The 25,292-nt window shown below is 70.3% G+C and carries 18 protein-coding genes; 10 read left to right on the top strand and 8 right to left on the bottom strand.

The window, feature by feature from the left end:
* Positions 1–53: 53 nt before the first annotated feature.
* Complete coding sequence (locus OG453_RS23545) at positions 54–431, bottom strand: WhiB family transcriptional regulator (protein ID WP_266870433.1); 378 nt, start codon at positions 429–431, stop codon at positions 54–56.
* A 116-nt stretch (positions 432–547) separates the two neighbouring features.
* Entirely contained in the window at positions 548–1,228 is a 681-nt protein-coding gene (locus OG453_RS23540) for a DUF1707 domain-containing protein (protein ID WP_266870432.1), read from the bottom strand.
* 158 nt (positions 1,229–1,386) lie between these two features.
* Between OG453_RS23540 and OG453_RS23535 the strand changes: the two genes are divergently transcribed.
* Positions 1,387–3,078, top strand: coding sequence for a fumarate hydratase (locus OG453_RS23535; protein WP_266870431.1), 1,692 nt, complete (start codon positions 1,387–1,389; stop codon positions 3,076–3,078).
* 28 nt (positions 3,079–3,106) lie between these two features.
* Here the strand turns inward: OG453_RS23535 and OG453_RS23530 are convergent, their stop codons facing one another.
* The gene (locus tag OG453_RS23530) at positions 3,107–3,595 is read right to left on the bottom strand and encodes a dirigent protein (protein ID WP_266870430.1); all 489 of its coding nucleotides are present in this window, start codon (positions 3,593–3,595) and stop codon (positions 3,107–3,109) included.
* Positions 3,596–3,714: 119 nt separating this feature from the next.
* Positions 3,715–5,265 (bottom strand): ricin-type beta-trefoil lectin domain protein, encoded by a 1,551-nt coding sequence (locus OG453_RS23525; RefSeq protein WP_266870429.1) that lies wholly within the window; start codon positions 5,263–5,265, stop codon positions 3,715–3,717.
* A gap of 122 nt (positions 5,266–5,387) precedes the next feature.
* Between OG453_RS23525 and OG453_RS23520 the strand changes: the two genes are divergently transcribed.
* The 4 genes from OG453_RS23520 (at position 5,388) to OG453_RS23505 (ending at position 10,539) form a co-directional block, all read left to right on the top strand.
* Complete coding sequence (locus tag OG453_RS23520; RefSeq protein WP_266870428.1) at positions 5,388–6,788, top strand: aspartate ammonia-lyase; 1,401 nt, start codon at positions 5,388–5,390, stop codon at positions 6,786–6,788.
* A 66-nt stretch (positions 6,789–6,854) separates the two neighbouring features.
* Complete coding sequence (locus OG453_RS23515) at positions 6,855–7,541, top strand: DUF402 domain-containing protein (RefSeq protein WP_266870427.1); 687 nt, start codon at positions 6,855–6,857, stop codon at positions 7,539–7,541.
* 127 nt (positions 7,542–7,668) lie between these two features.
* Positions 7,669–8,358 carry a bifunctional 2-polyprenyl-6-hydroxyphenol methylase/3-demethylubiquinol 3-O-methyltransferase UbiG gene (locus OG453_RS23510; RefSeq protein WP_266870426.1) on the top strand — a complete coding sequence of 230 codons (690 nt, stop codon included), beginning with the start codon at positions 7,669–7,671 and terminating at the stop codon, positions 8,356–8,358.
* A gap of 54 nt (positions 8,359–8,412) precedes the next feature.
* Positions 8,413–10,539: a SpoIIE family protein phosphatase gene (locus tag OG453_RS23505; protein WP_266870425.1), complete on the top strand. Its 2,127-nt coding sequence runs from the start codon at positions 8,413–8,415 to the stop codon at positions 10,537–10,539.
* An 81-nt stretch (positions 10,540–10,620) separates the two neighbouring features.
* Here the strand turns inward: OG453_RS23505 and OG453_RS23500 are convergent, their stop codons facing one another.
* Complete coding sequence (locus OG453_RS23500) at positions 10,621–12,885, bottom strand: transglycosylase domain-containing protein (protein ID WP_266870424.1); 2,265 nt, start codon at positions 12,883–12,885, stop codon at positions 10,621–10,623.
* Between the two features lie 259 nt (positions 12,886–13,144).
* Between OG453_RS23500 and OG453_RS23495 the strand changes: the two genes are divergently transcribed.
* From OG453_RS23495 to OG453_RS23485, 3 genes are read left to right on the top strand one after another with little or no spacing between them, the layout of a single operon-like run.
* Complete coding sequence (locus OG453_RS23495; RefSeq protein WP_135333110.1) at positions 13,145–13,672, top strand: PadR family transcriptional regulator; 528 nt, start codon at positions 13,145–13,147, stop codon at positions 13,670–13,672.
* Positions 13,669–14,355 carry an ABC transporter ATP-binding protein gene (locus OG453_RS23490; RefSeq protein WP_266870423.1) on the top strand — a complete coding sequence of 229 codons (687 nt, stop codon included), beginning with the start codon at positions 13,669–13,671 and terminating at the stop codon, positions 14,353–14,355. Before OG453_RS23495 ends, OG453_RS23490 begins: the two co-directional genes overlap by 4 nt.
* Positions 14,352–16,769 carry an FtsX-like permease family protein gene (locus OG453_RS23485; protein ID WP_266870422.1) on the top strand — a complete coding sequence of 806 codons (2,418 nt, stop codon included), beginning with the start codon at positions 14,352–14,354 and terminating at the stop codon, positions 16,767–16,769. Before OG453_RS23490 ends, OG453_RS23485 begins: the two co-directional genes overlap by 4 nt.
* 35 nt (positions 16,770–16,804) lie before the next feature.
* Here OG453_RS23485 and OG453_RS23480 read toward each other — a convergent pair whose 3' ends face one another.
* On the bottom strand, positions 16,805–17,743 hold the full coding sequence (locus OG453_RS23480) for a LysR substrate-binding domain-containing protein (RefSeq protein ID WP_266870421.1): 939 nt from the start codon (positions 17,741–17,743) through the stop codon (positions 16,805–16,807).
* A 130-nt stretch (positions 17,744–17,873) separates the two neighbouring features.
* Between OG453_RS23480 and OG453_RS23475 the strand changes: the two genes are divergently transcribed.
* Entirely contained in the window at positions 17,874–18,428 is a 555-nt protein-coding gene (locus tag OG453_RS23475; RefSeq protein ID WP_266870420.1) for a peroxiredoxin, read from the top strand.
* A 15-nt stretch (positions 18,429–18,443) separates the two neighbouring features.
* The gene (locus OG453_RS23470; protein WP_266870419.1) at positions 18,444–18,977 is read left to right on the top strand and encodes an alkyl hydroperoxide reductase; all 534 of its coding nucleotides are present in this window, start codon (positions 18,444–18,446) and stop codon (positions 18,975–18,977) included.
* A 1,402-nt stretch (positions 18,978–20,379) separates the two neighbouring features.
* On the opposite strand, the gene OG453_RS23465 is transcribed toward OG453_RS23470, so the two are convergent.
* Positions 20,380–23,784 carry a PQQ-binding-like beta-propeller repeat protein gene (locus OG453_RS23465; protein WP_266870417.1) on the bottom strand — a complete coding sequence of 1,135 codons (3,405 nt, stop codon included), beginning with the start codon at positions 23,782–23,784 and terminating at the stop codon, positions 20,380–20,382.
* A 53-nt stretch (positions 23,785–23,837) separates the two neighbouring features.
* Positions 23,838–25,247: an AI-2E family transporter gene (locus OG453_RS23460; RefSeq protein ID WP_266870416.1), complete on the bottom strand. Its 1,410-nt coding sequence runs from the start codon at positions 25,245–25,247 to the stop codon at positions 23,838–23,840.
* Positions 25,248–25,292: the final 45 nt, after the last annotated feature.

Raw genomic sequence — 25,292 nt, 5'->3', positions numbered from 1 at the left:
TACGTCGAAGGGGGCGCCCCGTGCGGGGGACGCCCCCTTCGACGTACCGACTGTTATCCGGCGGCGGCGATCGGGCCTGCGGTGTGTGCCGCCTTCTTGAGCTCCAGGTCGCGCCTGCGGCGCCTGGCGAGCACCACGCGGCGCTCGGCGGCCGTGAGGCCGCCCCAGACGCCGTACGGCTCGGGCTGGAGCAGGGCGTGCTCCCGGCACTCCACCATCACGGGACAGCCGCCGCAGACACGCTTGGCGGCTTCCTCGCGGGAGAGGCGGGAGGCGGTCGGCTCCTTGGACGGGGCGAAGAACAGCCCCGCCTCGTCTCGCCTGCACACCGCTTCGGTGTGCCATGGGGAGTCCTGATTCCGATCGCGCACTGGCACCCGCTGGCCGGGAACGGCGGCGACCTGCAGGGACTGATGCGACGGCTGCAGCACGGGTCTACTCCTGACGACGGCTTCGCGAGCGAGAGACGATGCAGCAAGCTCTACCCGCTGTGCATGCGCCTATGCACTGAGTTCCGATGTACGCCCGCCGCCGCCCCTCGGGGCCGTCAGTGACCCAAGTGCTTGCGCAGCTGCTTGTGCAGATCGCGCACCAGCTTGCCGCGCCTGGGCCGGGCCTCGATGCTGCCGAGGACCGCGAAGCCGTCGACGAAGACGACCGGGGCGTCGCGCTCGGCCGAGTCGAGCGTCTCCACCTCGAAACTGCCGAGCACGCCCGTGCCGCTGCCCCGCAGCGAGATGTTCTCCGGGACGCGGATCTCGACGCTGCCGAAGACGGAGACCGCCTTGATGACGACCTGCCGCTGCTCGAAGATCGCCTCGCTGAGGTCGATCTCCACGCTGCCGAAGATCGCGTACGCATGGGTGCGGCGGCCGACCCGCCAGCGGCCCTTGCGCACCGAGCTGCTGAAGACCGCGACCAGGTTCTCGTCGGCGACCGGGGGCACCATGCCGTCCGACGGCCGGGAGGGGGCCGGCTCGGGAGCCGCCGTCGCATACCCGGCACCGCCGGCCGCGGGCAGGTCGCTGACCAGGGGCGCCAGCTCCTCCACCGTCTTCGCGCGGTAGACGCCGTCGATGCGCTCGCCGTGCTCCTCGGCCGTCAGCCGGCCCTCGGCCAGGGCCTCGCGGAGGATGTCCGCCGTGCGGTCCCGGTCCGCGTCGGAGGCGCGCAGGGCTGCGGGCCGCGGTTCCGGCGATGGCTGCTGAGGGCGCTTCTCTAGGTCCACACCAGTCAGCGTACCCAAACGCGATAGATCGCGACTACCCCTCGAACCGCGGTACTGAGCCTTACCTCACAGACCCGGCCGTCCTGTGGCGTTCTACGCTGGTTGGCGCGTCGCCAATGGAGGCCGCGCCGCTGTCTGCCGAGTGAGGAATGGCCGTAATGCCAGAGTTTGAGTACTCCGATCTGCTCCCGCTGGGAGAGGACACCACCCCGTACCGGCTGGTGACCTCCGAGGGTGTCGCCACCTTCGAGGCCGACGGGCGGACGTTCCTCAAGGTCGACCCGGAGGCGCTGCGCAAGCTCGCCGCCGAGGCGATCCACGACATCCAGCACTATCTGCGGCCCGCACACCTGGCGCAGCTGCGGCGCATCATCGACGACCCCGAGGCGTCGTCGAACGACAAGTTCGTGGCGCTCGACCTGCTGAAGAACGCGAACATCGCGGCGGCCGGCGTGCTGCCCATGTGCCAGGACACCGGCACGGCGATCGTCATGGGTAAACGCGGCCAGAACGTCCTCACCGAAGGTGAGGACGAGAAGGCCCTGAGCCGCGGCATCTACGACGCGTACACGAAGCTCAATCTCCGGTACTCGCAGATGGCTCCGCTGACCATGTGGGAGGAGAAGAACACCGGCTCCAACCTCCCCGCGCAGGTCGAGCTGTACGCGACCGACGGCGGCGCCTACAAGTTCCTCTTCATGGCCAAGGGCGGCGGCTCGGCCAACAAGTCGTTCCTCTACCAGGAGACGAAGGCCGTCCTGAACGAGGCCTCCATGATGAAGTTCCTGGAGGAGAAGATCCGTTCGCTCGGCACGGCGGCCTGCCCGCCGTACCACCTGGCGATCGTCGTCGGCGGCACCAGCGCCGAATTCGCCCTGAAGACCGCCAAGTACGCCTCCGCGCACTACCTGGACGAGCTGCCCGCCGAGGGCTCGCCGACCGGACACGGCTTCCGGGACAAGGAGCTCGAGGAGAAGGTCTTCGAGCTGACGCAGAAGATCGGCATCGGCGCGCAGTTCGGCGGCAAGTACTTCTGCCACGACGTGCGCGTGGTGCGCCTGCCGCGCCACGGTGCCTCGCTGCCCGTCGCGATCGCCGTCTCCTGCTCGGCCGACCGCCAGGCCACCGCGAAGATCACCGCCGAAGGCGTCTTCCTGGAGCAGCTGGAGACCGACCCGGCGCGCTTCCTTCCGGAGACCACGGACGAGCACCTCGACGAGGCCTCCGCCCGCGGCGAAGCCGCTAATGCGCGCAGTGTCAAGATCGACCTCAACCAGCCGATGGACGACATCCTCGCCGAGCTCACCAAGTACCCGGTGAAGACGCGGCTTTCGCTCTCCGGCCCCCTGGTCGTGGCCCGCGACATCGCGCACGCCAAGATCAAGGAGCGGCTCGACGCGGGCGAGGAGATGCCGCAGTACCTGAAGGACCACCCGGTGTACTACGCGGGCCCGGCGAAGACCCCCGAGGGGTACGCGTCCGGCTCCTTCGGACCGACCACGGCCGGCCGGATGGACTCCTACGTAGAGCAGTTCCAGGCCGCGGGCGGCTCCAAGGTGATGCTCGCCAAGGGCAACCGCTCGAAGCAGGTCACCGACGCCTGTGGCGCGCACGGCGGCTTCTACCTGGGCTCGATCGGCGGCCCCGCCGCGCGCCTCGCCCAGGACTGCATCAAGAAGGTCGAGGTCGTCGAGTACGAGGAGCTCGGCATGGAGGCCGTCTGGAAGATCGAGGTCGAGGACTTCCCGGCGTTCATCGTCGTGGACGACAAGGGCGACGACTTCTTCCAGAACCCGGCCCCGGCGCCGACGTTCACCAGCATCCCGGTGCGGGGCCCCGGCCTGGGCTGACCCGGCGGCAGCACCCCGTCAGGGCCGTTCAGTCGCGGACGTGGAACTCCAGCTTCTGGTAGTCCCCGTCATCGGTGGAGTGGATGTAGCCGCGTACCTCTTCGTAGTCGCCGGTTCCGCCGGTGATCGCGATGTCGAACGTGGGCTGTTGCTCCGATTGGTCGAGCGGCAGTACGGCCTGCCCGGCGATGTGGCCGCCTTCGAGCACGAAGGTGCCCACGCACAGCAGGTCGCCGGGGTCGGCGACGCGCACCACGGTGCACGTCACGCCGTCCCTGCCGACCTTGCCACCGCCCTTGCTGTCATACAGGTCGTCGGCGAAGGCGAAGCTGTCCCCGATTTCGGGTGCCTGCTCGCTCTCGCCCTCGTCGTCCTCGCTCGCGACTTCCTTGGCATAGAGCGTGAACGTCTCGTCGTCCCGGGTGGGCGCGGCGAACGCGGGGGAAGAGGCGGTGAGGGCGACGGACGCGGCCAGGCAGACGCCGAGCGCGCCGAGGGTCCTGAGGTGGGGAAGCATGTGCCGCCTCCTGTGAGGTGGTGGGTCTCCCCCCTCATTCCCTTCCTCATTCTCCGACGTTCGCCCCGGGGCCGCCTCCTGGAGGGCGGTGGCGGAGGAGGCCCGGGGCGAACGGGGGCTTACGCGAACTTCTGGTTCGGCGACCCGTCGCACTTCTGGAGCTTCAGCGGCTCCTTGGGCGATGCGAGCCCCAGGCAGAGCCCGGTGTCCGACGCGGGACGCAGGGTCCCCGCCTCGCGCACGAACTTCTGGTTGGCGCCGCCGTGGCAGTTCCACAGCGTGACGGCGGTGCCCTCCTTCGCCGTTCCCGGTACGTCGATGCAGCGGTCCTGGGTCAGACCGGTGTGCAGTGACTGCTGACCACCGGGGCCGCCGTCGTACCACCAGGTCTGATTGCGGTTGCCCGTGCAGTCCCAGCCCTGGACCTTGGTGCCGTTGCGGCTGCTCGACGCGTCGACGTCCACGCAGGTCCCCGTGCCCTGGTTCTTCAGGGGTTTGTACGCGTCGTCCCATCCGCCCGGGTACAGCTTGGGGCTGCCCGTGCTCGCCGGGTCGGCGCAACTGGCCTCACGCTGCCCGGAGTCGTGGATCTGGGTGAGGCAGGACGCGAAGGCCGCGTGGCCCCGTGCGTTGGGGTGGAAGGACTGCCGTACCGAATTGGAGTCCGGCGGGAAGGGGTTGGAGAGGTCGATGTAGAGCCCGCGCGCCCAGGTGTCCTCCATGCAGACCTCATGGCCGTGGAAGAGCCGGGAGTTGTCGAGGTAGGTCGCGCCGGCGTTCTTCGCGGCCTTGCGCATGCCGGTCTCGAAGGCCGGCACCGCGTAGTTGCGGCCCCACTCGGTGTCGGAGTCGTAGCCGAGACCGCCGCAGGCCAGCTTGCCGGGGAAGTTGGGGTTGTCGCGGAAGTCCGGGCCGATCGGGCTCGGGTAGCCCATGGCCACGAGCTTGTAGTCGCCCTCCTGGTAGCCCGCGTCCTTCATCACGGTCTTCAGGTCGCGGATGGACTGCTCGACCTTGGGCACGAGGGCGTCGACCCGGGCCTGCCAGCCGCCGTTGTACTTGCCGGCGCAGGCTCCCTGGCTGAGCAGATAGCGGGTGACGCAGTCCGTCATCACCGGCGAGAACTCGAGGTCGTCGTTGGCGCCGATGACGAGCAGGATCGTCTTGATCTTGGTGTTCCGGGCCTTGATGGCGAGGTTGTCGCTCTGCACCAGCTCGTCGGCGTACTGCTTCTGGCCGCCGATCTTGATGTTGACGGTGCTCGCTCCCGAGCAGGCGACGTTGTAGGTCACGTCGGCCGGGATGCCGGTGCGGTGGATCGCGGCGTCCGGGGAGCGGTGGCACCAGTTGTCGGGGCCGTCGGTACCGGGTTCGTACGTCCCGACACCCTCCCCGGAGATCTCGCTGTCGCCGAGCGAGATCAGCCCGGTCTTGCGGTCGGCCAGCGGGCGCTCGGCCGGGTCGCCGTAGAGCTTGGTGGCCTCGTCCGCCCGGATCTTCTCCAGCTCGGGCGGGAGCGGCGTCGAGGTGGGCGCCGCCTTCGGGCTCCCGCCGTCGCCGTCCGCCGCCTGGGCGGGCAGCGCCGCCGTGCCGAACACCGCCGCCATCGCGACGGCCGCCGCGAAAGTACATCTCAGCCTGCCCTGGCGGCTGCTTCTGGTGCGCTTCATCGCGCCTCCCCGGTTTGGTGTTACCCCCGGTTTTTACTGGTCAGTAGGGCGCTTGGGAATACCTGGAACAAGACAAGTGCTCAACTTTTCAGCGGGTTCTGACGGAGAGGTAGGTTCGAGGCATGACCAGCGACGCCAGTGGTGAGTACCGGATCGAACACGACTCCATGGGCGAGGTGCGGGTCCCCGCGCACGCCAAGTGGCGGGCCCAGACACAGCGGGCGGTGGAGAACTTCCCCATCTCCGGGCAGCGCATCGAACGCGCCCACATCGCCGCTCTCGCGCAGATCAAGGCGGCCGCGGCGAAGGTCAACGCGGAGCTCGGCGTGCTCGACAAGGACATCGCGGAGGCGATCGCCGACGCGGCGGGCGAGGTCGCCGAAGGCCGCTGGGACGAGCACTTCCCGGTGGACGTCTTCCAGACGGGGTCCGGCACGTCGTCGAACATGAACACCAACGAGGTGCTGGCCACGCTCGCCACGGAGCGGCTCGGTCGCGACGTACATCCCAACGACCACGTGAACGCCTCGCAGTCGTCGAACGACGTCTTCCCGTCCTCCATCCACATCGCGGCGACGGGCGCCGTGACGGGCGATCTGATCCCCGCCCTCGAGCACCTCGCCGCATCCCTGGAGCGCAAGGCCGAGGAGTTCGCGGACGTCGTGAAGTCCGGGCGTACGCATCTCATGGACGCGACACCGGTGACGCTCGGCCAGGAGTTCGGCGGCTACGCGGCGCAGGTGCGGTACGGCGTGGAGCGGCTGCGCTCTTCGCTGCCGCGGCTGGCCGAACTGCCGCTGGGCGGAACGGCGGTGGGCACCGGGATCAACACGCCGCCGGGGTTCTCGGCGGCCGTGATCGCGGAGGTGGCGCGGGCCACGGGGCTGCCGCTGACCGAGGCGCGGGACCACTTCGAGGCGCAGGGGGCGCGGGACGGAATCGTCGAGACCAGTGGGCAGTTGCGCACGATCGGCGTCGGCCTGACGAAGATCTCCAACGACCTGCGGTGGATGGCATCCGGGCCCCGGACGGGGCTCGCGGAGATCAACCTGCCCGATCTGCAGCCCGGTTCGTCGATCATGCCGGGCAAGGTGAATCCGGTGATTCCGGAGGCGGTGCTCATGGTCGCCGCGCAGGTCACCGGGAACGACGCGACGGTCGCCGCGGCGGGGGCCGCGGGCAACTTCGAGCTGAACGTGATGCTTCCGGTCATCGCCAAGAACGTCCTGGAGTCCGTGCGGCTGCTCGCCAACGCGTCGCGGCTGCTCGCCGACCGGACGGTGGACGGGATCACGGCGAACCGTGAACGGGCCCTCGAGTACGCCGAGTCCTCGCCTTCCGTCGTCACTCCGCTGAACAAGTACATCGGATACGAGGAGGCGGCGAAGGTGGCGAAGAAGGCACTGGCCGAGCGCAAGACCATCCGGGAGGTCGTGCTGGCTTCCGGGTACGTCGAGCGGGGAGATCTCACGGTGGAGCAGCTCGACGCGGCCCTTGACGTGCTGCGGATGACCCGGCCCTAGGGCGCGGATGACCCGCCCCCAGGGAGCCGCCGCCGGACGGATCTGCCGGGCTACTAACATCTCTGCATGACAGCGCACATGACGCCGCCAACGACGAGCAGCGACGACGCACGCTGGGCCCCCGGCTCCCACGTGTTGTGGCGGTACAAGGAGAACGCCGGGGACCGGGTGCACATCTGCCGGCCCGTCACCGTCGTACAGGACACGGACGAGCTGCTCGCCGTGTGGATGGCGCCGGGGACGGAGTGTGTGAAGCCGGTGCTCGCCGACGGGTCGCCCGTCCATCACGAGCCGCTCGCCACCCGGTACACCAAGCCCCGCGCCCTGAGCAGGGACCGCTGGTTCGGCACCGGCGTGCTGAAACTGGCGCGGCCGGCCGAGCCGTGGTCGGTGTGGCTGTTCTGGGATCCGGGATGGCAGTTCAAGAACTGGTACGTGAACCTCGAAGAGCCGCGCGCACGTTGGGCCGGAGGCATCGATTCCGAGGATCATTTTCTGGACATCTCTGTGCGACCGGACCGCAGTTGGAGCTGGCACGACGAGGATGAGTTCGCACAGGCCCAGCGCGCCGGACTGATGGGGGAGGCAAAAGCGCAGGAAGTGCGGGCCGCGGGGCTCGCCGCGATCGAGGTGATCCGCGCGTGGGGTGCACCTTTTTCGGACAACTGGCAGCAGTGGCGGCCCGATCCGGACTGGGGCATTCCGCCCCTTCCGGATGACTGGGACCGCACGCCCGCGCATGTGACGTCATGAGACCCTTGATGCGCCCCCATGGTTCAAACGTAGGATCGTCCTCCGCAAGGGCGCACAGCAGCAACTCAGCAGCAACTCCCTGAGCTTGCGCGATGCCTGACTGGTTGTCATCGAGGAGCGGCAGAACGTGAGCGAGGCGAGCGAGTTCGACAGGTACGGCGGGCCATCCGGCGCGCCCGACCGCACGGGCCAGGCCGAAGCGTTCGACGCCATCGGGCAGCACTACGACGATGCCTTCCCGCACAAGGAGGGCCAACTGGCCGCCGGGCGCAGGATCGCAGAGGCGCTGGCGCCCGGGGCGAGGGTGCTCGACGTGGGCTGCGGGACCGGACTGCCGACCGCCCGTCAGCTCACCGACGCCGGGCACAGCGTCCTCGGCGTCGATCTGTCGTCCGGCATGCTCGACCTGGCCAGGAAGAACGTGCCTGCGCCGGGCGCCGAGTTCCGCCTGCTCGACGTGGCTCAGCTGCGGGCCGAAGGGCCGGACGGCGTGGGGCACTTCGACGGGATCGTGGCCTTCTTCGCGCTCCTCATGCTGCCGCGCGAGGAGATCCCGCACGCCCTGCGGCTGCTGCACGGACTGCTGCGTCCCGATGGCCTGCTCGCGCTGTCCATGGTCGAGGCAGACCTGGATGACGCGGCAATTCCGTTCCTGGGGCACACAATCCGGGTATCCGGTTACCTGCGGGACGAACTGCGGCAGGTCGTGCGTGACGCGGGCTTCGACATCCTCGATGAGGACACGTACTCCTACGCCCCCGCAAGCACCGGCGTACCACCCGAGCACCAGCTCTTCCTGCACTGCCGACGCGGCTGACCCACCTAGCCCCCGGAGACAACGGCGCAGCCCCGGACGGACGGATCGAAACGCGTGACGGAGCACCCCACCCCCGACAAAGGCCGACAGCCCCGAGCTGCCCGGCCGACCGCCCCCGCGGACCCGCGCGGGGCGCTGGTGCGTGCCCAGGAGGCACCCGGCGGCACGGGCGCGCCCGCTTTACCCGCACAGGCACGGACCGGCGACGCGGCGTCCGCCCAGGCCCGCACCGGCGACCCCGCCGCGAGCCCCAGCGACGAGCACGCCCAGTCGTCGGGTGCCCCGGCCTCGCAGCCCGACCCGCACCGCCCGCGCCCCGTGCCCGAGGGCGTGCCGTCCCAGCCGGGACCTGAGCAGCCCAGGCCCGCGGCCGGCTCCGGCAGTCCCGGCGGCCCCAGCGGTCCCGGCGGCGAAGAGCGGCGCACCGGGCAGCCCCGGCCACCGGGATCGGGCCCCGCCGCGATGCGCCGTGACGGCGACCGGCTGCGTTTCGTGGGCGCGGCCACCCGGCGCATCGCCCGCGGCATCGACCTGGACGAGATCGTGATGGGCCTGTGCCGGGCCACGGTGCCGACGTTCTCCGACGCGATACTGGTCTATCTGCGCGACCCGCTGCCGGTCGGCGAGGAGCGGCCGACCGGTGCGCTGATGCTGCGCCTGCGCCGTACCGACCGGATCCCAGAGGAGCCCGACACCGACGGCGGCACGATGCCCGCGCTCCAGGTGCAGCCCGACCTGGTGACGACAGCCGAGCTGTGCGAGGTGCGCCCCGGCGGCGCCCTCGCCGAAGTCCTGCGCGGCGTACGCCCGGTGTTCGCCGACTCCCCCGGCGCCCTCGCCGCGCTGCCCGAACTGCTCGGCGACGGCCGGTCCGTGCCGACGGGGCAGCGCACGATCCTCGCCCCGCTGCGCGGCAGGCGCCGGGTGATCGGCGCTGCGGTGTTCCTGCGCCGCCCCGACCGCCACCCCTTCGAGGCGGACGACCTGCTTGTCGCGGCCCAGCTCGCGACGCACAGTGCGCTCGGCATCGACAAGGCGGTGCTTTACGGCCGCGAGGCGTACATCGCCGACGAGTTGCAGCGCACGATGCTGCCGGAGACGCTGCCGCGCCCGACCGGCGTGCGGCTCGCCTCGCGCTACCTCCCGGCCGCCGAGACGGCCCGGGTCGGCGGCGACTGGTACGACGCGATCCCACTGCCCGGCAGCCGCGTCGCCCTGGTCGTGGGCGACGTCATGGGCCACTCCATGACATCGGCGGCGATCATGGGCCAGCTGCGGACGACCGCGCAGACCCTGGCCGGGCTCGACCTGCCGCCCCAGGAGGTCCTGCACCATCTGGACGAGCAGGCCCAGCGCCTGGGCTCGGACCGCATGGCGACCTGTCTGTACGCGGTCTACGACCCGGTCGCGCACCGCATCACCATCGCCAACGCCGGGCATCCGCCGCCCGTCCTGCTGCATCTGGGCGGCCGCGCCGAGGTCCTGCGGGTCCCGCCGGGTGCGCCCATCGGCGTAGGCGGTGTGGACTTCGAGGCGGTGGAGCTCGACGCGCCCGCCGGGGCCACGCTGCTGCTCTACACGGACGGGCTCGTCGAGTCCCGCCTGCGTGACGTGTGGACCGGCATAGAGCAGCTGCGCGAACGGCTCGCCGCCACCGCCCAGTTGACGGGTCCGGACCACCCGCCGCCGCTGGAGGCGCTCTGCGACGAGGTGCTCGACATGCTCGGCCCCGGCGACCGGGACGACGACATCGCGCTGCTCGCCGCCCGCTTCGACGGGATCGCGCCGAGCGACGTCGCGTACTGGTTCCTGGAGCCGGAGGACGCGACGCCGTCGCGCGCCCGGCGGCTCGCCCGCAGCGCCCTGGAGCGCTGGGGCCTGGAGGAGCTGACCGACTCCGTGGAGCTGCTCGTCAGCGAGGTCGTGACCAACGCCGTGCGCTACGCCTCGCGTCCGGTGACCCTGCGGCTCCTTCGCACCGACGTGCTGCGCTGTGAGGTCGGCGACGATGTGCCGCAATTGCCCCGGCTCCGCCAGGCCCGCGCCACCGACGAGGGCGGGCGCGGGCTCTACCTCGTCAACCGGCTTGCCCGGCGGTGGGGCGCTACCCGGTTGAGTACCGGGAAGGTGGTCTGGTTCGAGCTGAATCATGGCTCGAGCCCGGAATCGGGCAGGAACTAAGTTGTAGTTCTTTCGCCGCGGGCCGGTGGGGGCTTGTCGCGCAGTTCCCCGCGCCCCTTACGGGGCACGGGGATGCTGTGCTCAGTCCTTGTTCGGTCGGCCGTTCGGGTTCTCCGGGATTTCGATGGAGTCGGACGGGTCCGGCTCCTCCGGCTCGTCCGTGGGCGGTTCGATCGTCGGCGGGTCCGTGGGCGGCTCGGTGGTCGGATCCTCCGTCGGCGGCTCGCTGGACGGGGTCTCCTTCGGCGGCTTCGTCGTCGGGTCCTTGGGCTCCTCAGGCTCCTGAGTCGGCTCCCGCGGGGCCTGCGTCGTCGGGTCCGGCGGCGGTGCGATCGCCGCGCCCATGGACGTGTCCAGGTCGAACTCGCTGGGCGAACCCATCGCGTCGAAGGTGTACGCCGCCCAGATCTGGGCCGGGAAGCTGCCGCCGTCGACGCGCGGCAGACCGCCCGCGCCCCGCATGGAGACCTGCTTGCTCTCCTCGGCCGTGCCCGCGGCGCCCTCGCCGAACAGGCCCACGGAGGTGACCAGCTTCGGCGTGTAGCCGGTGAACCAGGCCGACTTGTTGTCGTCGGACGTACCGGTCTTGCCCGCCACGTCCTGCACGGGGCTGCGCACCGCGCTGCCCGTACCGTCGTCGACCACACCGGTCAGGACCGAGGTCAGCGAGTCGGCGGTGCCGCGGTCGACGACCTCATCGCCGATCGGGTCCGGCAGCTCGATCGTGCGGTCCTTGTGCTCGACCGACGCCACGATCGCCGGGGTGACCTTCTTGCCGTGGTTGTCGAGCGTCGCGTACACGCCCGCCATCTCCAGCGGGCTCGCGCCCATCGTGCCCAGGGTCTGCGCGGGCACGGCGGGCAGGTCCTCGACGTCCATGCCGAGCCTGCCGGCCGTCTCCAGTACGTCTTCCATGCCGACGTCCACGCCCATCTGCGCGAAGACGGAGTTGATGGACTTGTTCATCGCCTTCTGGACGGTGACGGGGCCATAGCTCTTGTCGTCCTCGTTCGGCGGCGCGAAGGCGACGTCGCTGCCCTTGACCGGGCGCTCGCTGGTGCCGTCGTAGACCGTGTTCGCGGTGATCGGCTGGTCGGACTGCGTCTCGCTGCCGTTCTCCAGGGCCGCGGCGAGGATCAGCGGCTTGAACGTGGACGCCGGCTGGTAGTCACGCCGGGTCGCGTTGTTCGTGTAGTGCTTCACATAGTCCTCGCCGCCGTACATGGCGAGGACCTTGCCCGTCTTGGGGTCGACGGAGGCCGCGCCCGCCTGCACCCGGGCGTCCGCCTTGCGCTTGTCCGGGTCCAGCTGGTCGTTCAGCTTCTTGTCGACGGCCTTCTCGAGCAGCTTCTGCTTCTTCTTGTCGATGTTGAGCGTGATCGTGTAGCCGCCCGCGTCGAACTGCTCCTCGCTGAGGTGCCCGGCCCGCATGACCTCGGCCTTGGCCTCCTTGACCAGGTAGCCGGTCTGGCCCTCGAGGCCGGGCGCGGCCTGCGGCTTCTGCGGCACGTCGAACGTCAGGCCCTCGCGCTTGCTCGCGGGCAGCCAGTTCTCCTCGACCATGTTGTCGAGTACGTAGTTCCAGCGCTCCTTGACGAGCTTCTTGCTCGCGGGCGTCGCGGACGTCCAGTCGTACTGGCTCGGCGCCTGGAGCAGTGCCGCCAGATAGGCGCCCTGTGAGACGTTCAGCTTCTCGGCGTCGACGCCGTAGTACGCCTGGGCGGCGGCCTGGATGCCGTAGGCGCCGCGGCCGTAGTAGCTGGTGTTGATGTACCCGGCGAGAATGTCTTCCTTGCTCGTCTCGCGGTCCACCTTCAGCGAGATGACCAGCTCCTTGAGCTTGCGGGTCACCGTCTGGTCCTGCGTCAGGTAGTAGTTCTTGACGTACTGCTGGGTGATCGTCGAGCCGCCCTGCTTGCCCTTGCCGCTGACGGTGTTGATCAGGCCGCGGGCGGTGCCCTTGAAGTCGACGCCCGTGTCCTTGTAGAAGGACTTGTTCTCGGCGGCGACGAACGTCTTCTGGACTTCCTTGGGCACCTTCTCCAGGTCGACGACCTCGCGGTTCAACTCGCCGGTCCTGGCGAGGACCTCGCCGTCCTTGTACTTGTAGACGTTGCTCTGCAGCTTGGCCGCCGCGTTGCCCTCGGGTATGTCGACCACCATGTAGAGGACGACGAAACCGAGCATGGCGAGCAGGCAGAGCCCGAAGAACGTGCCGAGGATCTTCTTCAGCGTGAAGAAGCGCCGTATGCCGCTGCGCTTGGGTTTGCCGCCGCCGGCTGGGCTCGGGCGCGCTGCCCGGCGCGCGCCGCGCTGCCGCGCTTGTCGCTCTTCCGCTCGGCCCATGGCTCTGAGTGCTCCGCTTCCGTCTAGTCCACATACGTACGTCGAGTCAGCTCACGAAGCTAACACCGCACCCTGGGACAAACTCCTGCCCATCCGGTCTTTTCCGGACGTGACAATGAGCACCTGCCCTTAAGAACCGACGAACACAGGCCCCAGAAGGTTGCCCGCTTCTCGAACCTGTGAGCTCTCCATCAGCCCCGCACCGGCCCCCCAGGGCGGGTATACACACCACGTATACACACCGTGTAGAGTGCCGCGCATGTCCATCGGTCACACCCTCCTCGGCCTCCTTGAGTCGGGCCCGCGCCACGGCTACGACCTCAAGCGCACCTTCGACGAGAAGTTCGGTCACGACAAGCCGCTGCACTACGGCCAGGTCTACTCGACCATGTCCCGCCTCCTGAAGAACGGCCTCGTCGAGGTCGACGGCATAGAGGCGGGCGGCGGCCCCGAGCGCAAGCGGTACGCGATCACCGAGGCCGGCATCACGGATGTCCAGCGCTGGCTCGCAACCCCGGAGAAGCCGGAGCCCTATCTCCAGTCGACCCTCTATACGAAGGTCGTCCTCGCCCTCCTCACCGAGCGCGACGCCACGGAGATCCTCGACTCCCAGCGGGCCGAGCACCTGCGCCTCATGCGCATCCTCACCGACCGCAAGCGCAAGGGTGACCTCGCGGACCAGCTGATCTGCGACCACGCGCTGTTCCACCTCGAAGCCGATCTGCGCTGGCTCGAACTGACCGCCGCGCGCCTCGGCAAGCTCGCCCAGGAGGTTCGCTCCGCATGACCCCCGCAGGTTCCCTCCTCACGGCCACCGGCCTTCGCAAGGCGTACGGCGCGACGAACGCGCTCGACGACGCCGAGTTCTCCATCCACCCCGGCGAGGTCGTGGCCGTCATGGGCCCGTCCGGCTCGGGCAAGTCCACCCTGCTGCACTGCCTCGCGGGGATCGTCAGGCCCGACACGGGCTCCATCACGTACAACGGCCGCGAGCTGACCGGTCTGCCGGACGCCACGCTGAGCGCGCTGCGCCGCAGCGAGTTCGGTTTCGTCTTCCAGTTCGGGCAGTTGGTGCCGGAGCTGACCTGCGTCGAGAACGTCGCCCTTCCGCTGCGTCTCAACGGCGCCAAGCGCAAGGACGCCGAGGCCACCGCCCGTACCTGGATGGAGCGCCTGGAGGTCGACGACGTCATCGCCAAGCGCCCCGGCGAGGTCTCCGGCGGCCAGGGCCAGCGGGTCGCCGTGGCCCGCGCGCTCGCCACCGGACCGCGCGTGCTCTTCGCCGACGAGCCGACCGGGGCGCTCGACTCGCTCAACGGCGAGCGCGTGATGGAGCTGCTCACCGACGCCGCGCGCTCGACGAACGCCGCCGTCGTCCTGGTCACCCACGAGACGCGGGTCGCCGCCTACTCGGATCGCGAGATCGTCGTGCGCGACGGAAAGTCACGCGACATGGAGCGGGTCGTATGAGCCTCGACACCCGCCCCGAGGCCCCCACGGAGCACCGGTCGCCGCACGCCGGGGACACCGCGCCGACCGGCGTCCGCGCCTGGCTCCGCGATCTGTCGATGGGCATACGCTTCGCCGTCGGCGGCGGCCGTGAGGGCTGGACCCGCACGATCCTGACCGCCGTCGGCGTCGGCCTCGGCGTCGCGCTGCTGCTCGGCGCCGCGTCGGTGCCGAACCTGCTGCAGAACCGCGACGACCGTTCGTACGCGCGCACTCCGTACGCCTCGATGGACATGAAGCCGCCCAAGGCGGGCGATTCGACGGTCCTTGTGCGCGACACCGGCACCCAGTTCCACGGGCGGACGGCGTCCGGCATGTTCCTGCAGGCCGACGGCGACCGCCCGGTCCTGCCGCCGGGCCTCGACACGATGCCGGCGCCCGGCGAGATGGTCGTCTCGCCCGCGCTGCGCGATCTCCTGGACGACCCGGCGAACAGGCTGCTCAAGGAGCGCTTCAGCGACTTCCGCGTGGTCGGCACCATCGGCGACGCGGGACTCGTCTCCCCGCTCGAGCTGTACTACTACGCGGGCGCCGACAAGCTCACGGGGTCGGACGGCGCCCACCGCCTGGCCCGCTTCGGGCAGGACAACTCCATGCCCCTCGACCCGTTCCTGATGGCGCTCGTCGTACTGATCTGCGTCGTCCTGCTCACCCCGGTGGCGATCTTCATCGGTACGGCCGTGCGGTTCGGCGGCGACCGCAGGGACCGGCGGCTCGCGGCGCTGCGCCTGGTCGGCGCCGGCGCCCGCACCGTACGCAGGATCGCGGCGGGCGAGGCGCTGTTCGGGGCACTGCTCGGGCTCGCCGTGGGCGCGGTCTTCTTCCTGCTCCTTCGCCAACTGGTGGGCGTGGTCGACCTGACGAACGTCAGCGCCTTCCCGTCCGACATGGCGCCCGAGCCCGGCCTCGTCGCCCTGGTCGCGGTGGCCGTGCCGGTCTGCGCGGTCCTGGTGACGCTGATCTCGCTGCGCTCCGTCGCCATCGAGCCGCTCGGCGTCGTCCGGGGCGGCAAGCGGCGCGAGCGCCGCCTGTGGTGGCGGGTGCTCCTTCCGCTCGCCGGCATCGGCATCCTGCTCTCGTCGGGCCGCGTCGACCGCTCCATCGGATCGACCGTGAACGTGCCCGCCATCGCGGCGGGCTCCGCCCTCACCCTGATCGGCCTCAGCGCGCTCCTGCCCTGGCTGGTCGAGGCCGTCGTGGGACGGCTGCGCGGCGGGCCCGTGCCGTGGCAACTGGCCATCCGCAGGCTCCAGTTGACCAGCGGCACGGCCGCGCGGGCAGTCAGCGGGATCACCGTCGCGGTGGCGGGCGCGGTGGCGCTGCAGATGATGTTCGCGTCCATGCACGACGACTTCAACCAGACGACCGGCCAGGACACCTCACGCGCCCAGCTCACCGTCCACAGCGTCAGCGGCAACGGCCCGCTCGCCCAGCGGATGATCGACGACTTCACCGGGACCGAGGGCGTCACCAAGGTCATCGGCACCGTTCAGGCGTATGTCACCCGCCCCGGCAAGGCCAAGGTCAACAACATCACGCCGACCACGCAGCTGACCATCGGCACCTGCGCGACCCTGCGCGAGCTGGCGGACATCGGCTCCTGCAAGGACGGCGACACCTTCGTCTCGCACACGAAGGACCGCAAGATGAACCGCTGGGTGGACACGACCGCACGCCCGGGCAAGCCGATCAACATCGGCGAGGACCCCGACTTCAACAAGGGCGCCGAGCCGGTCCTGTGGACGCTCCCCAAGGACACCCGCACCGTCAAGGCCAGGCCCAACCCGTCCGGCAGCAAGATCGACGGGGTGCTCGCCACGCCCTCCGCCGTCGACATCGGGAAGCTGTCCGACGCGACCACGACCTCCTGGGTCAAGCTCGACCCGGACGAGCCGGAGGCCGAGGAGCATGTGCGCAACGCGGCGGCCCACATCAGCCCGCTGCTCGGCGTGGACTCGATGAAGGCGGTCGACCGCGACAAGCAGTACGCGTCCATCGCACGCGGCCTGCAGATCGGTGCGAGCGTCACCATGGCGCTGATCGCCGCGTCCATGCTGGTGTCGATGATCGAGCAACTCCGTGAGCGCAAGCGCCTGTTGGCGGCCCTGACCGCGTTCGGCACGCGCCGCTCCTCGATGGCGTGGCCGCTCCTGTGGCAGACGGCGGTCCCCGTCGTCCTGGGTCTGGCCCTCGCGGTGACGGGCGGCCTCGGCCTCGGCGTGGTCATGACCCGCATGATCAGCAAGGAGGTCACCGACTGGTGGTCGTTCCTCCCGCTGACGGGCGTGGGCGCGGGGATGGTCGTGGCCGTGACACTGCTGAGCCTGCCGCCGCTGCGGCGGATGATGCGGCCGGACGGCTTGCGTACGGAGTAACTCCCGCTCTCAGTGCGTACGTTGCCGGTGCGGGGTCACAACACCCGTACCGGCAACGGCTTTACGGCCCCCCGCAGCGCGGCGGCAAGCTCCTCGTACTCCGCAGCCCGCGCAGCGCCGGTACGCATCGCGAGGGCGATCCGCCTAGTCGGCGCCGGGTCCGCGAAGTACCCGGTGAGCAACTGATTGCTGCGGCTGGTCTCGACGCGGACAGCGGTGCGCGGAAGGAGCGTCACGCCGAGCCCGCCGGCCACCAGCTGTACGAGGGTGGAGAGCCCGGCGGCGGTCGTGGTGACCGGCGCGTCCGCGCGGCCCGCCTCCCGGCAGATGTCGAGCGCCTGGTCGCGCAGGCAGTGCCCCTCGTCGAGCAGCAGCAGATTGAGTTCGCGCAGGGCGTCGCGCGGGATGCCCTCCCGCCCGCCGAGCCAGTGGTCAAGCGGCGTGACTAGCACGAAGTCCTCGTCGAACAAAGGCAGTTCGGTCACACCGGGAACCCCCAGCGGCACGGCGAGCAGCAGCAGATCGAGCCGCCCGGCACCGAGCCCCTCGATGAGCGACGAGGTCTGCTCCTCATGCACCTGGAGATCCAGATCCGGATACTTCTCGTGTACGAGCCCGATGACGGTCGGCAGCAGATAGGGCGCCACGGTCGGGATCACCCCGAGCCTGAGCACCCCGGTGAACGGCGCGCGCACCGCGTCGGCCTCCTCCATCAGCGCCCCGACCTCGTCGAGCACGGCCCTGGCCCGCACCGCGAGCCGCTCGCCGGCCGGAGAGAGCAGCACCTTGCGCGTCGTGCGCTCCAGGAGCTGGACACCCAGTGCCTCCTCCAGGGCCGATACGGCTCCGGACAGTGCGGGCTGACTCATCCCGATTGCGACCGCCGCGTCCCTGAAGTGCAGATGCTCGGCCACGGCCGCGAAGGCGCGGAGCTGCGCCAGGCTGGGCTGCTTGCCCCTATTTATGGCTCGCACTGATAGCCACCTCCGATCAACGGGACAGAGTGTAGCTATTTCCCTAATCAATGCACTCTGTGCCACGATCGAAAGCAGTCCAACCCCCTGGAGCCCCTTACCGGGGTTCCTTTGTTTGCAAGGAGAGCGCGTGCTCACTGTCGGTGACAAGTTCCCCGAGTTCGACCTGACTGCCTGTGTTTCGCTGGAGGCGGGCAAGGAGTTCGAGCAGATCAACCACAAGACCTACGAGGGCAAGTGGAAGATCGTCTTCGCGTGGCCCAAGGACTTCACCTTCGTGTGCCCGACCGAGATCGCCGCTTTCGGCAAGCTGAACGACGAGTTCGCCGACCGTGACGCCCAGGTCCTCGGCTTCTCCGGCGACTCCGAGTTCGTGCACCACGCCTGGCGCAAGGACCACCCGGACCTCACCGACCTGCCCTTCCCGATGCTGGCCGACTCGAAGCACGAGCTCATGCGTGACCTCGGCATCGAGGGCGAGGACGGCTTCGCGCAGCGCGCCGTCTTCATCGTGGACCAGAACAACGAGATCCAGTTCACGATGGTGACCGCCGGTTCCGTCGGCCGTAACCCGAAGGAGGTCCTCCGGGTCCTCGACGCTCTCCAGACGGACGAGCTCTGCCCGTGCAACTGGACCAAGGGCGAGAACACCCTGGACCCGGTCGCGCTCCTCTCGGGCGAGTGAACGGAGCCTACTGACATGGCACTCGACGAACTGAAGTCCGCCGTACCGGACTACGCCAAGGACCTGAAGCTGAACCTCGGCTCGGTCATCGGCAACTCGGACCTGCCCAAGCAGCAGCTCTGGGGCACGGTGCTCGCCTGCGCGATCGCATCCCGCTCCCCGAAGGTCCTGCGCGAGCTGGAGCCCGAGGCGAAGGCGAACCTCTCCGCCGAGGCGTACACGGCCGCCAAGTCGGCCGCCGCCATCATGGCGATGAACAACGTCTTCTACCGCACGCGCCACCTGCTTTCGGACCCCGAGTACGGGACGATCCGGGCCGGCCTGCGGATGAACGTCATCGGCAACCCGGGCGTGGAGAAGGTCGACTTCGAGCTGTGGTCGCTCGCGGTCTCCGCGATCAACGGCTGCGGCCAGTGCCTCGACTCTCACGAGCAGGTTCTGCGGAAGGCGGGCGTCGACCGCGAGACGATCCAGGAAGCCTTCAAGATCGCCTCGGTGATCCAGGCCGTGGGCGTCACGCTGGACTCGGAAGCGGTGCTCTCCGAGTAGGCGGGTCGTCGAAAGGGCCCCGCCGACTTCCGAGTCGGCGGGGCCCTTTCGCGTACGCAGGACCCTAGGGCGCGAGCACCCGCCCCGCCGCGAGCACGGACGCCACGGTGCCGCCCGCCACCACGGACGAGGCGGCGACGACGGGCACGCGCAGCGCCCATACGCGCAGCCTCGCCGAGCCGGACGCCCTGGCGAGCAGGGCGTCCCGCTCCCTTCAGTACGGCGAGGCCGACTCCGGCGAGCGTCAGCGCCATGCCGGCCCCGAAGGCTCCCACCATCGCGAGTGCCGTACCGGTCCGTCCGGTGAGCAGCCCGGTGAGCAGTACGAGGAACGCGGATGGCGAGGGCAGGAGCCCGCCGGAGGTCCCTAGGAGCAGGAGGCCCCGCCAAGTGAGGAGGGAGGGTGCGGCGGGGATGTGGTGGGTGTGGCCGTGGTCGGGGTCGTGGTCGTGACTGTGGTCGGGGTCGGGGTCGGAGTCGGGGTGTCTGCGGCGCCATCGTGGCTGGGCGCGCCCACGCGGCGGGGCCGCAAATGTCACAGCCCCGCGCCCCTTCGGGGCCCGACTCCCCCTCAACCTCACCAGCAGCGCCACCCCCACCCCCACCACGACCAGCGCCGCCACGAGGTTCAGCCACCCCGTCAGCGACGCGATGTCCGGCGTGCTCTCGGCGGCCAGCCACCAGCCCACCGCAAGCGCCGTCACCGACAACGTGTGCATGAGTGCGACGATCGCGCCGAGCCATACCGCGTCCCTGGCCCGGCCACGCCCTCCCACCAGGTAACCGGCGGCGAGCGACTTGCCGTGGCCCGGTGCGCACGCGTGCAGCGCGCCCACCGCCATGGACACCAGGAGGGCCGGCGGAAGGAACACCCCGTGGTCGAGGACCGCCGTCAGGTCCGTGGTCCAGGCGCTGCCGGACGAGGCGGGGCCTGCGGGTGCGCCGGACGAGGTGAGCGTCAGTGTGCGGGCCGGGGCCCGCGCCGTGTGCAGCCCTCCGCCGCCCCGCGGCGTCACGGAGACCGTGCGGTAGGCGCGGTCGACGTCCGTCAGGGCGGTGACGGTGAGGGTGATCCGGTCCACGGGCCGCGGGCAGGCGAAGCGCAGGCGGGTGCCGGACGCCTGCTCGACGGGGCAGTTGGCGCCGTCCTGCCGTACGCGGATGTGTGAGCCGAGGTAACCCGCCTCGTCGCCACCGGACTTGTCGGCCAGGACGGCCATGTCGTCCGGCTGCGCCGACCAGTTGACCTCGACCGCCGAGTCCCGCGCCTCGACCTTGACGACGGGTGGCGTACCGAAGGGGTGCGCCTGCGCCGTCCCCGCGCTGCCGAACAGCAGCGCGGGGACGGCGGCCAGGACGAGCAGCACCCCGGTCAGGAGTGTTCGCACAGTGCCGCTTCCCCTCAGCCGCGGCGCGCGGCCAGCGCGTGGATCGTGCCGTCGTCGGTGAGGGCGAAGATCCGCCCGCCGCTGACGGACAGCGTCGATGTGACGCCCGCGCCCAGGTCGTAGGCGTGCACCTGCTCGCCCGTCGAGCGGTCGATGACGAGCAGTCGCCCGTCCCAAGTACCCACATACACATGGGACTTGGTTACCAGGGGGTGCATGGTCGGCGATCCTTCGCCCGCCGTGCAGCCCATGGCGACCCGCCACTCGTCGTCCAGCGGACTCTCCCCCGGCAGATAGCCGGCCTTGGTCTGCCAGAGCGGCTTCGACGGGTCGGCCGCGCTCGTGTCATAGGCGCGTACGACACCGTCGCGCCCCGCCACGTACGCGGTGTCACCCCAGACGGCCGGGCTCGTCAGCGGCGCGGGGCCCGGCTCGCAGACGCCCGAACCGCCCGCCGCCGACTCCCAGGTCTGCGCACCCGACTTCGGATCGAATCCGCGGACCCCCGATGACGTGAACGTCACCAGCTTCGGATCGCCCGACGCCGGGTCGGTGAGGACGGGCGACGAGTGGCTGTCGATGCCGCCCTTGGTGTCCTTCACCCACAGCTGCTTGCAGCTCGCCAGGTCCATCGCGATGACGGAGTTGCTCGAACCGGAGTGCAGATAGGCGGTGTTGGAGCCGGGCTCGCGCACCGCGGTGCTGTGGAACTGCCCCCATGAACCCGCGGCCGCGAATCCGCCGGGCAGCTTCTCGCCGGTCTTCGCGTCCCGGCAGCGCACCGTGTCCCAGTCCTGGTAGACGGCGACGGAACGGCCGTCGGCCGATTCACCGGTGAGCCCGAAGACGCTGACCGGACCGCCGGCCCGGCCGTAGCGCCGCACGGTGTCCCCGTGCTGCTCTTCGCGGTCGACCGCCTCCCAGGCGATGTGCCCGTCGTCCGGGTCGATGGCGTAGACGCGGCCGACGCCGGTCGTCAGGTAGACCCGGCCGCCGTGCAGCGTGGGCGCCGACTCCGCGTCGCCGTCCAGATACGTACGCCAGATCTCGCGCCCGGACTTCACGTCGTACGCGAGCATCATGCTGTACGGCGAGTCGAAGGCCCGCGAGGAGACGATGACCTTGCCGTCCGTGACGACCGAGCCGTTGAGGTTGAGCTGCTCCCCGGTGTGGCGCGCCCACTTCAGGTCGAGCACCGGCCCCGGATCGTCCGCGCTCGCGGAGCGTCCGGCCTCGTCGCCGCCCTGCCGCACCCAGTCCTGTCCCGCGGGCACCGCTTCGGTCTTCGGCACCACAGTGAACGGGTTCTTCAGGGCGGGCCAGGCCTTGCCCCTGCTGTCGTACGCGACGGTCTCCGCCGTGTACGCGCCGGGCCGGAGGCCGCTCAGCCGGTCGCTCGCCCGCGTCCAGGAGCCGCGGGCGTCGGGACAGGGCTCGGGCTTGCCGCCGGGCGGCGTGTAGCAGTTCTCGATGCCGGGCTTCGATGCGCCGTCGCCGAACCGCAGCGACTCGCGCCGCACGATCTCGCCGCGCTTGTCCCGCACGGTCACCTTGGCCCGCTGAGGCGTGCGCCCGTCGTCCTCCGCGTACACCTCGACGGGCACTCCGTCCTTCGCCGCGTGCACACTGCCCTTCGCGGGGCTGACCAGCGCGGCGTCGTCGTCGACCTCGAACTGCCGGTGGATTCCGGTGACATGACCGGTGTCTTCGTTCAGGTCCGTGCGCGGGTCGTCGGTGATGCCGCTGAAGTCGAGGACCTTGTAGTCCGGGCGTGCGCCGTCGATCCCGTACGTGCCCTGGTTGTTGATCTCGACGGAGCGCTTGAAGGCGCCACGCCGGAACTCGGCCTGCTGGTTGTGGCCCGCCGCGACCATCCGCACGTCGTACTTGGCGAGTTCGTCGATGGTCGGCTGCATGCCCGCGCCCGGACCCCACTGGGTGAACAGCGAGCGGTGCGCGAAGACGAACACCTGCTTGCCGACCGCGTGTTGGGCCAGATCCCGGCGCAGCCACTCCAGCTGCGGCTTGAGGCCGCTCGCGTCGTAGTTGTCCTCGAGTACGACGATGTGGCGGCCGTCGCGGTCGAAGCTGTACCACTCGGGGCCGAGGTTGCGGCGGTAGTACTCCAGGCTGCCCGCATAGCCCTTGGAGGCCGCCGTGCCGCCGAAGTCGTGGTTGCCCATCACCGGGTAGAAGGGGTGGCCGAGCCTGCCCTCCTTGAGCCCCTTGCTGAACAGGTCGTAGGCGCCCTGGCGGCGCGGCTCCTCGGCGTAGTCGGTGACGGTGAGGTCGCCGGTGGCGATCTGCATCGTCGCCCCGTCGACCTCGGACATCGCCCGCACCTGCCCCGTCCACTGCGGAAGGGCCTTCTTCGCCTCCTCGTCCGTGCGGTTGCCGACCTCGGTGTCGGAGTTCATCACCCACTTCTCGGTGGGGTCGGCCGCGTTCTTGTCGGGGACGAGCGCGAAGTCGGCGTCCGTCGAGCCGCTCTCGGCGACCTCGCGGAAGTACGTCGGTATGTAGTCGTCGCGCAGGGCGGGCGTGTAGCCGTCCGGCGAGACGATGCTGACGAGGTCCGTCTCACGCCGGGTCGGGTCGATGTCCAGGCGGTACGAACCGTCGGGCCCGGACGCCGTCCACACGGCCCCGTCGGTGACATCGACGCCCGCCATGGGCCGCTCACCCTTGTCCCGCTTGCCGTTGCCGTTGGCGTCCCGGAAGACGGTGCCCGTCACGGTGACGGTGTCCGCCGCGTCCGCACCATCGGCGTACGCGGCCTGGGGTGCGAGGCAGGACAGCGCGACCGTCCCCGCGACGGCGAACCGCAGCCGCCGGGGCCGCACCAGCCTGACGAGGAGCGGCAGCTGCCAGGCGGCGAGCACGAGGAAGACTCCGGCCGCCGTCACCAGGAGCACGGTGGCCCAGGGGAACGAGGGCGGCGCGTGCACACCTCGGGCGTCGACGATGGGCGTGGCCGCGTCGGCGTCCGCCGCCGTGCCGTCGAACTCGACGACGACCTGGCTCAGTCCGCCCTTGTCGAGCAGGGCGCTCAGGTCGACGGCGTCGAGCCGGCAGCTCCACGCCAGTTCCACGACGACGCCGCCCGGCACTCCGCCGCTGTCACCGGCCACGCCGGAGCCGTTGACCGGGCAGTCGGCCGAGAGGAGCCGGGACGCCCAGGCGCCGGCCTCCCCCGCGGACACCACGTCGTGGTGCACGATCAGCCGCCCGCTCGTGACGCCGTCACCGGGGGCGACGACGAGTTCGGCGTGCTCGCGTGAGACGTGCGCGGCGGCGGGCTGAGCTCCGATGCCGAGCATCAGGACGAGCAGCCCGAGCACGAGCCCGCCCGCGGTGCGTATCCGTCTGAATCTCTGTCGATGACTCTGCCCGTGGCCGAGTCTGTGGCTGGGTCTCATGCGCGCGGACTCTAGCCACCACAGGTGGACGCCAGGCCAAGATCCAGAGATCTTTACTCGGCGGCTGTTCCGCGGTCCACGGGGGCGACGTCCAGAGCGCTGGCGCCCCGCGGCTGAGGCGCCTGCTTCAGGGCGGCCTCACGTGAGTACGCGCGGAGATAGCCGACGACGGTGTTCGTCACGGCGACCAGCGGCACGGCCACCACCGCACCCCCGATCCCGGCGACAAGACCACCCGCCGCCACGGACAGCACAACGGCCAGCGGATGCACCCGCACGGCACGCCCGAGAATGAACGGCTGCAGGATGTGGCCCTCGATCTGCTGCACGGCGAGCACCACGGCAAGGGTCATCACCGCGGTGAACACGCCCTGCGTGACCAGCGCGACGACCACCGCGAGTGCGCCCGAGATCACGGCACCCACCAGCGGAATGAACGCGAAGAGGAAGATGAAGACGGCGAGCGGCACCGCCATCGGCACCCCGAGGAAGTAGATCCCGAGCCCGATGAAGATCGCGTCGATGAGGGCGACTATCACCGTGCCGCGCACATAGGCGGTCAAAGTGCGCCATGCGCGCGGCCCCGCTCCGGCGATCCCCGGCCGGGCCGGCGCAGGCACCAGCTTCAGGACCCACTGCCAGATCCGCTTCCCGTCGTACAGCAGGAAGAGCGTCGAGAACATCGTGAGCAGGATGCCGGTCATGGCCTCCACGATCACGGTGACGCCTTCGAGCCCCGCCGACGTCAGCTCCTCCGTGTTCGCCCCGACCGCCTCGCGCAGCGTCTTGGCGATGTCGTTGATCTGGTCCTCGGTGACGTGGAAGGGGCTGTTGAGCAGCCAGTTGCGCAGATCGTCGATGCCGTCCTGGACCTGGTTGGAGAGCGTGTCCGCGTTCTCCATGACCTGCCAGACCACGAACCAGCCGACGAGCCCCATGACGACGAAGCCGAGTACGGCGGTGAGGACAGTCGCCAGGCTCCTCGGCAGCCCGAGCCGCCGGAGCCGGGCCACGGTCGGCTGAAGCATCGCGGTGATGAGGAGCGCGGCGATGAAGGCGAAGACGACCAGCTGCACGGCGCTGATCACCTGCATCAACACCCAGAGCGTGCCCGCGAGGACGAGCAGGCGCCAGCCGGCCTCGGCGGCGACCCGCATCCCCCACGGCACCGCGTCGACGGGGTCGGGCCTGGCCGCTATGGCCGGCGCGTAGGCGGGCGGCGCGGGCACCACCGGTTCCGGTGCGGCCGCTCCCGCTGCCTCGACCGCGGCCGCGTCCCCCTCGGCTGCGGCGGCCTCATCGGCGGCCGACCGCCGTGAGCGCTTGGCCGTGTCCGGAGAGTCGGCGTCCGAGGCGTCGGCGTCCGGAGCATCGGCGTCCGGTCCCCGACGCCCCTCCATCCGCTCGCCCATCCGAGACAGTCCGGCGCCGAGCCGGCCGAGCCACCCTGGAACTCGCGACATGATCCGTCCTCTTCCCCCGTCTTGCTTCCCCACCACTCCCCCCTG

This window comes from Streptomyces sp. NBC_01381, from assembly GCF_026340305.1.
Taxonomy (GTDB): Bacteria; Actinomycetota; Actinomycetes; order Streptomycetales; family Streptomycetaceae; genus Streptomyces.
Note: the sequence above shows the minus strand (reverse complement) of the source record. Positions and strands in the feature narration are given on the sequence as shown.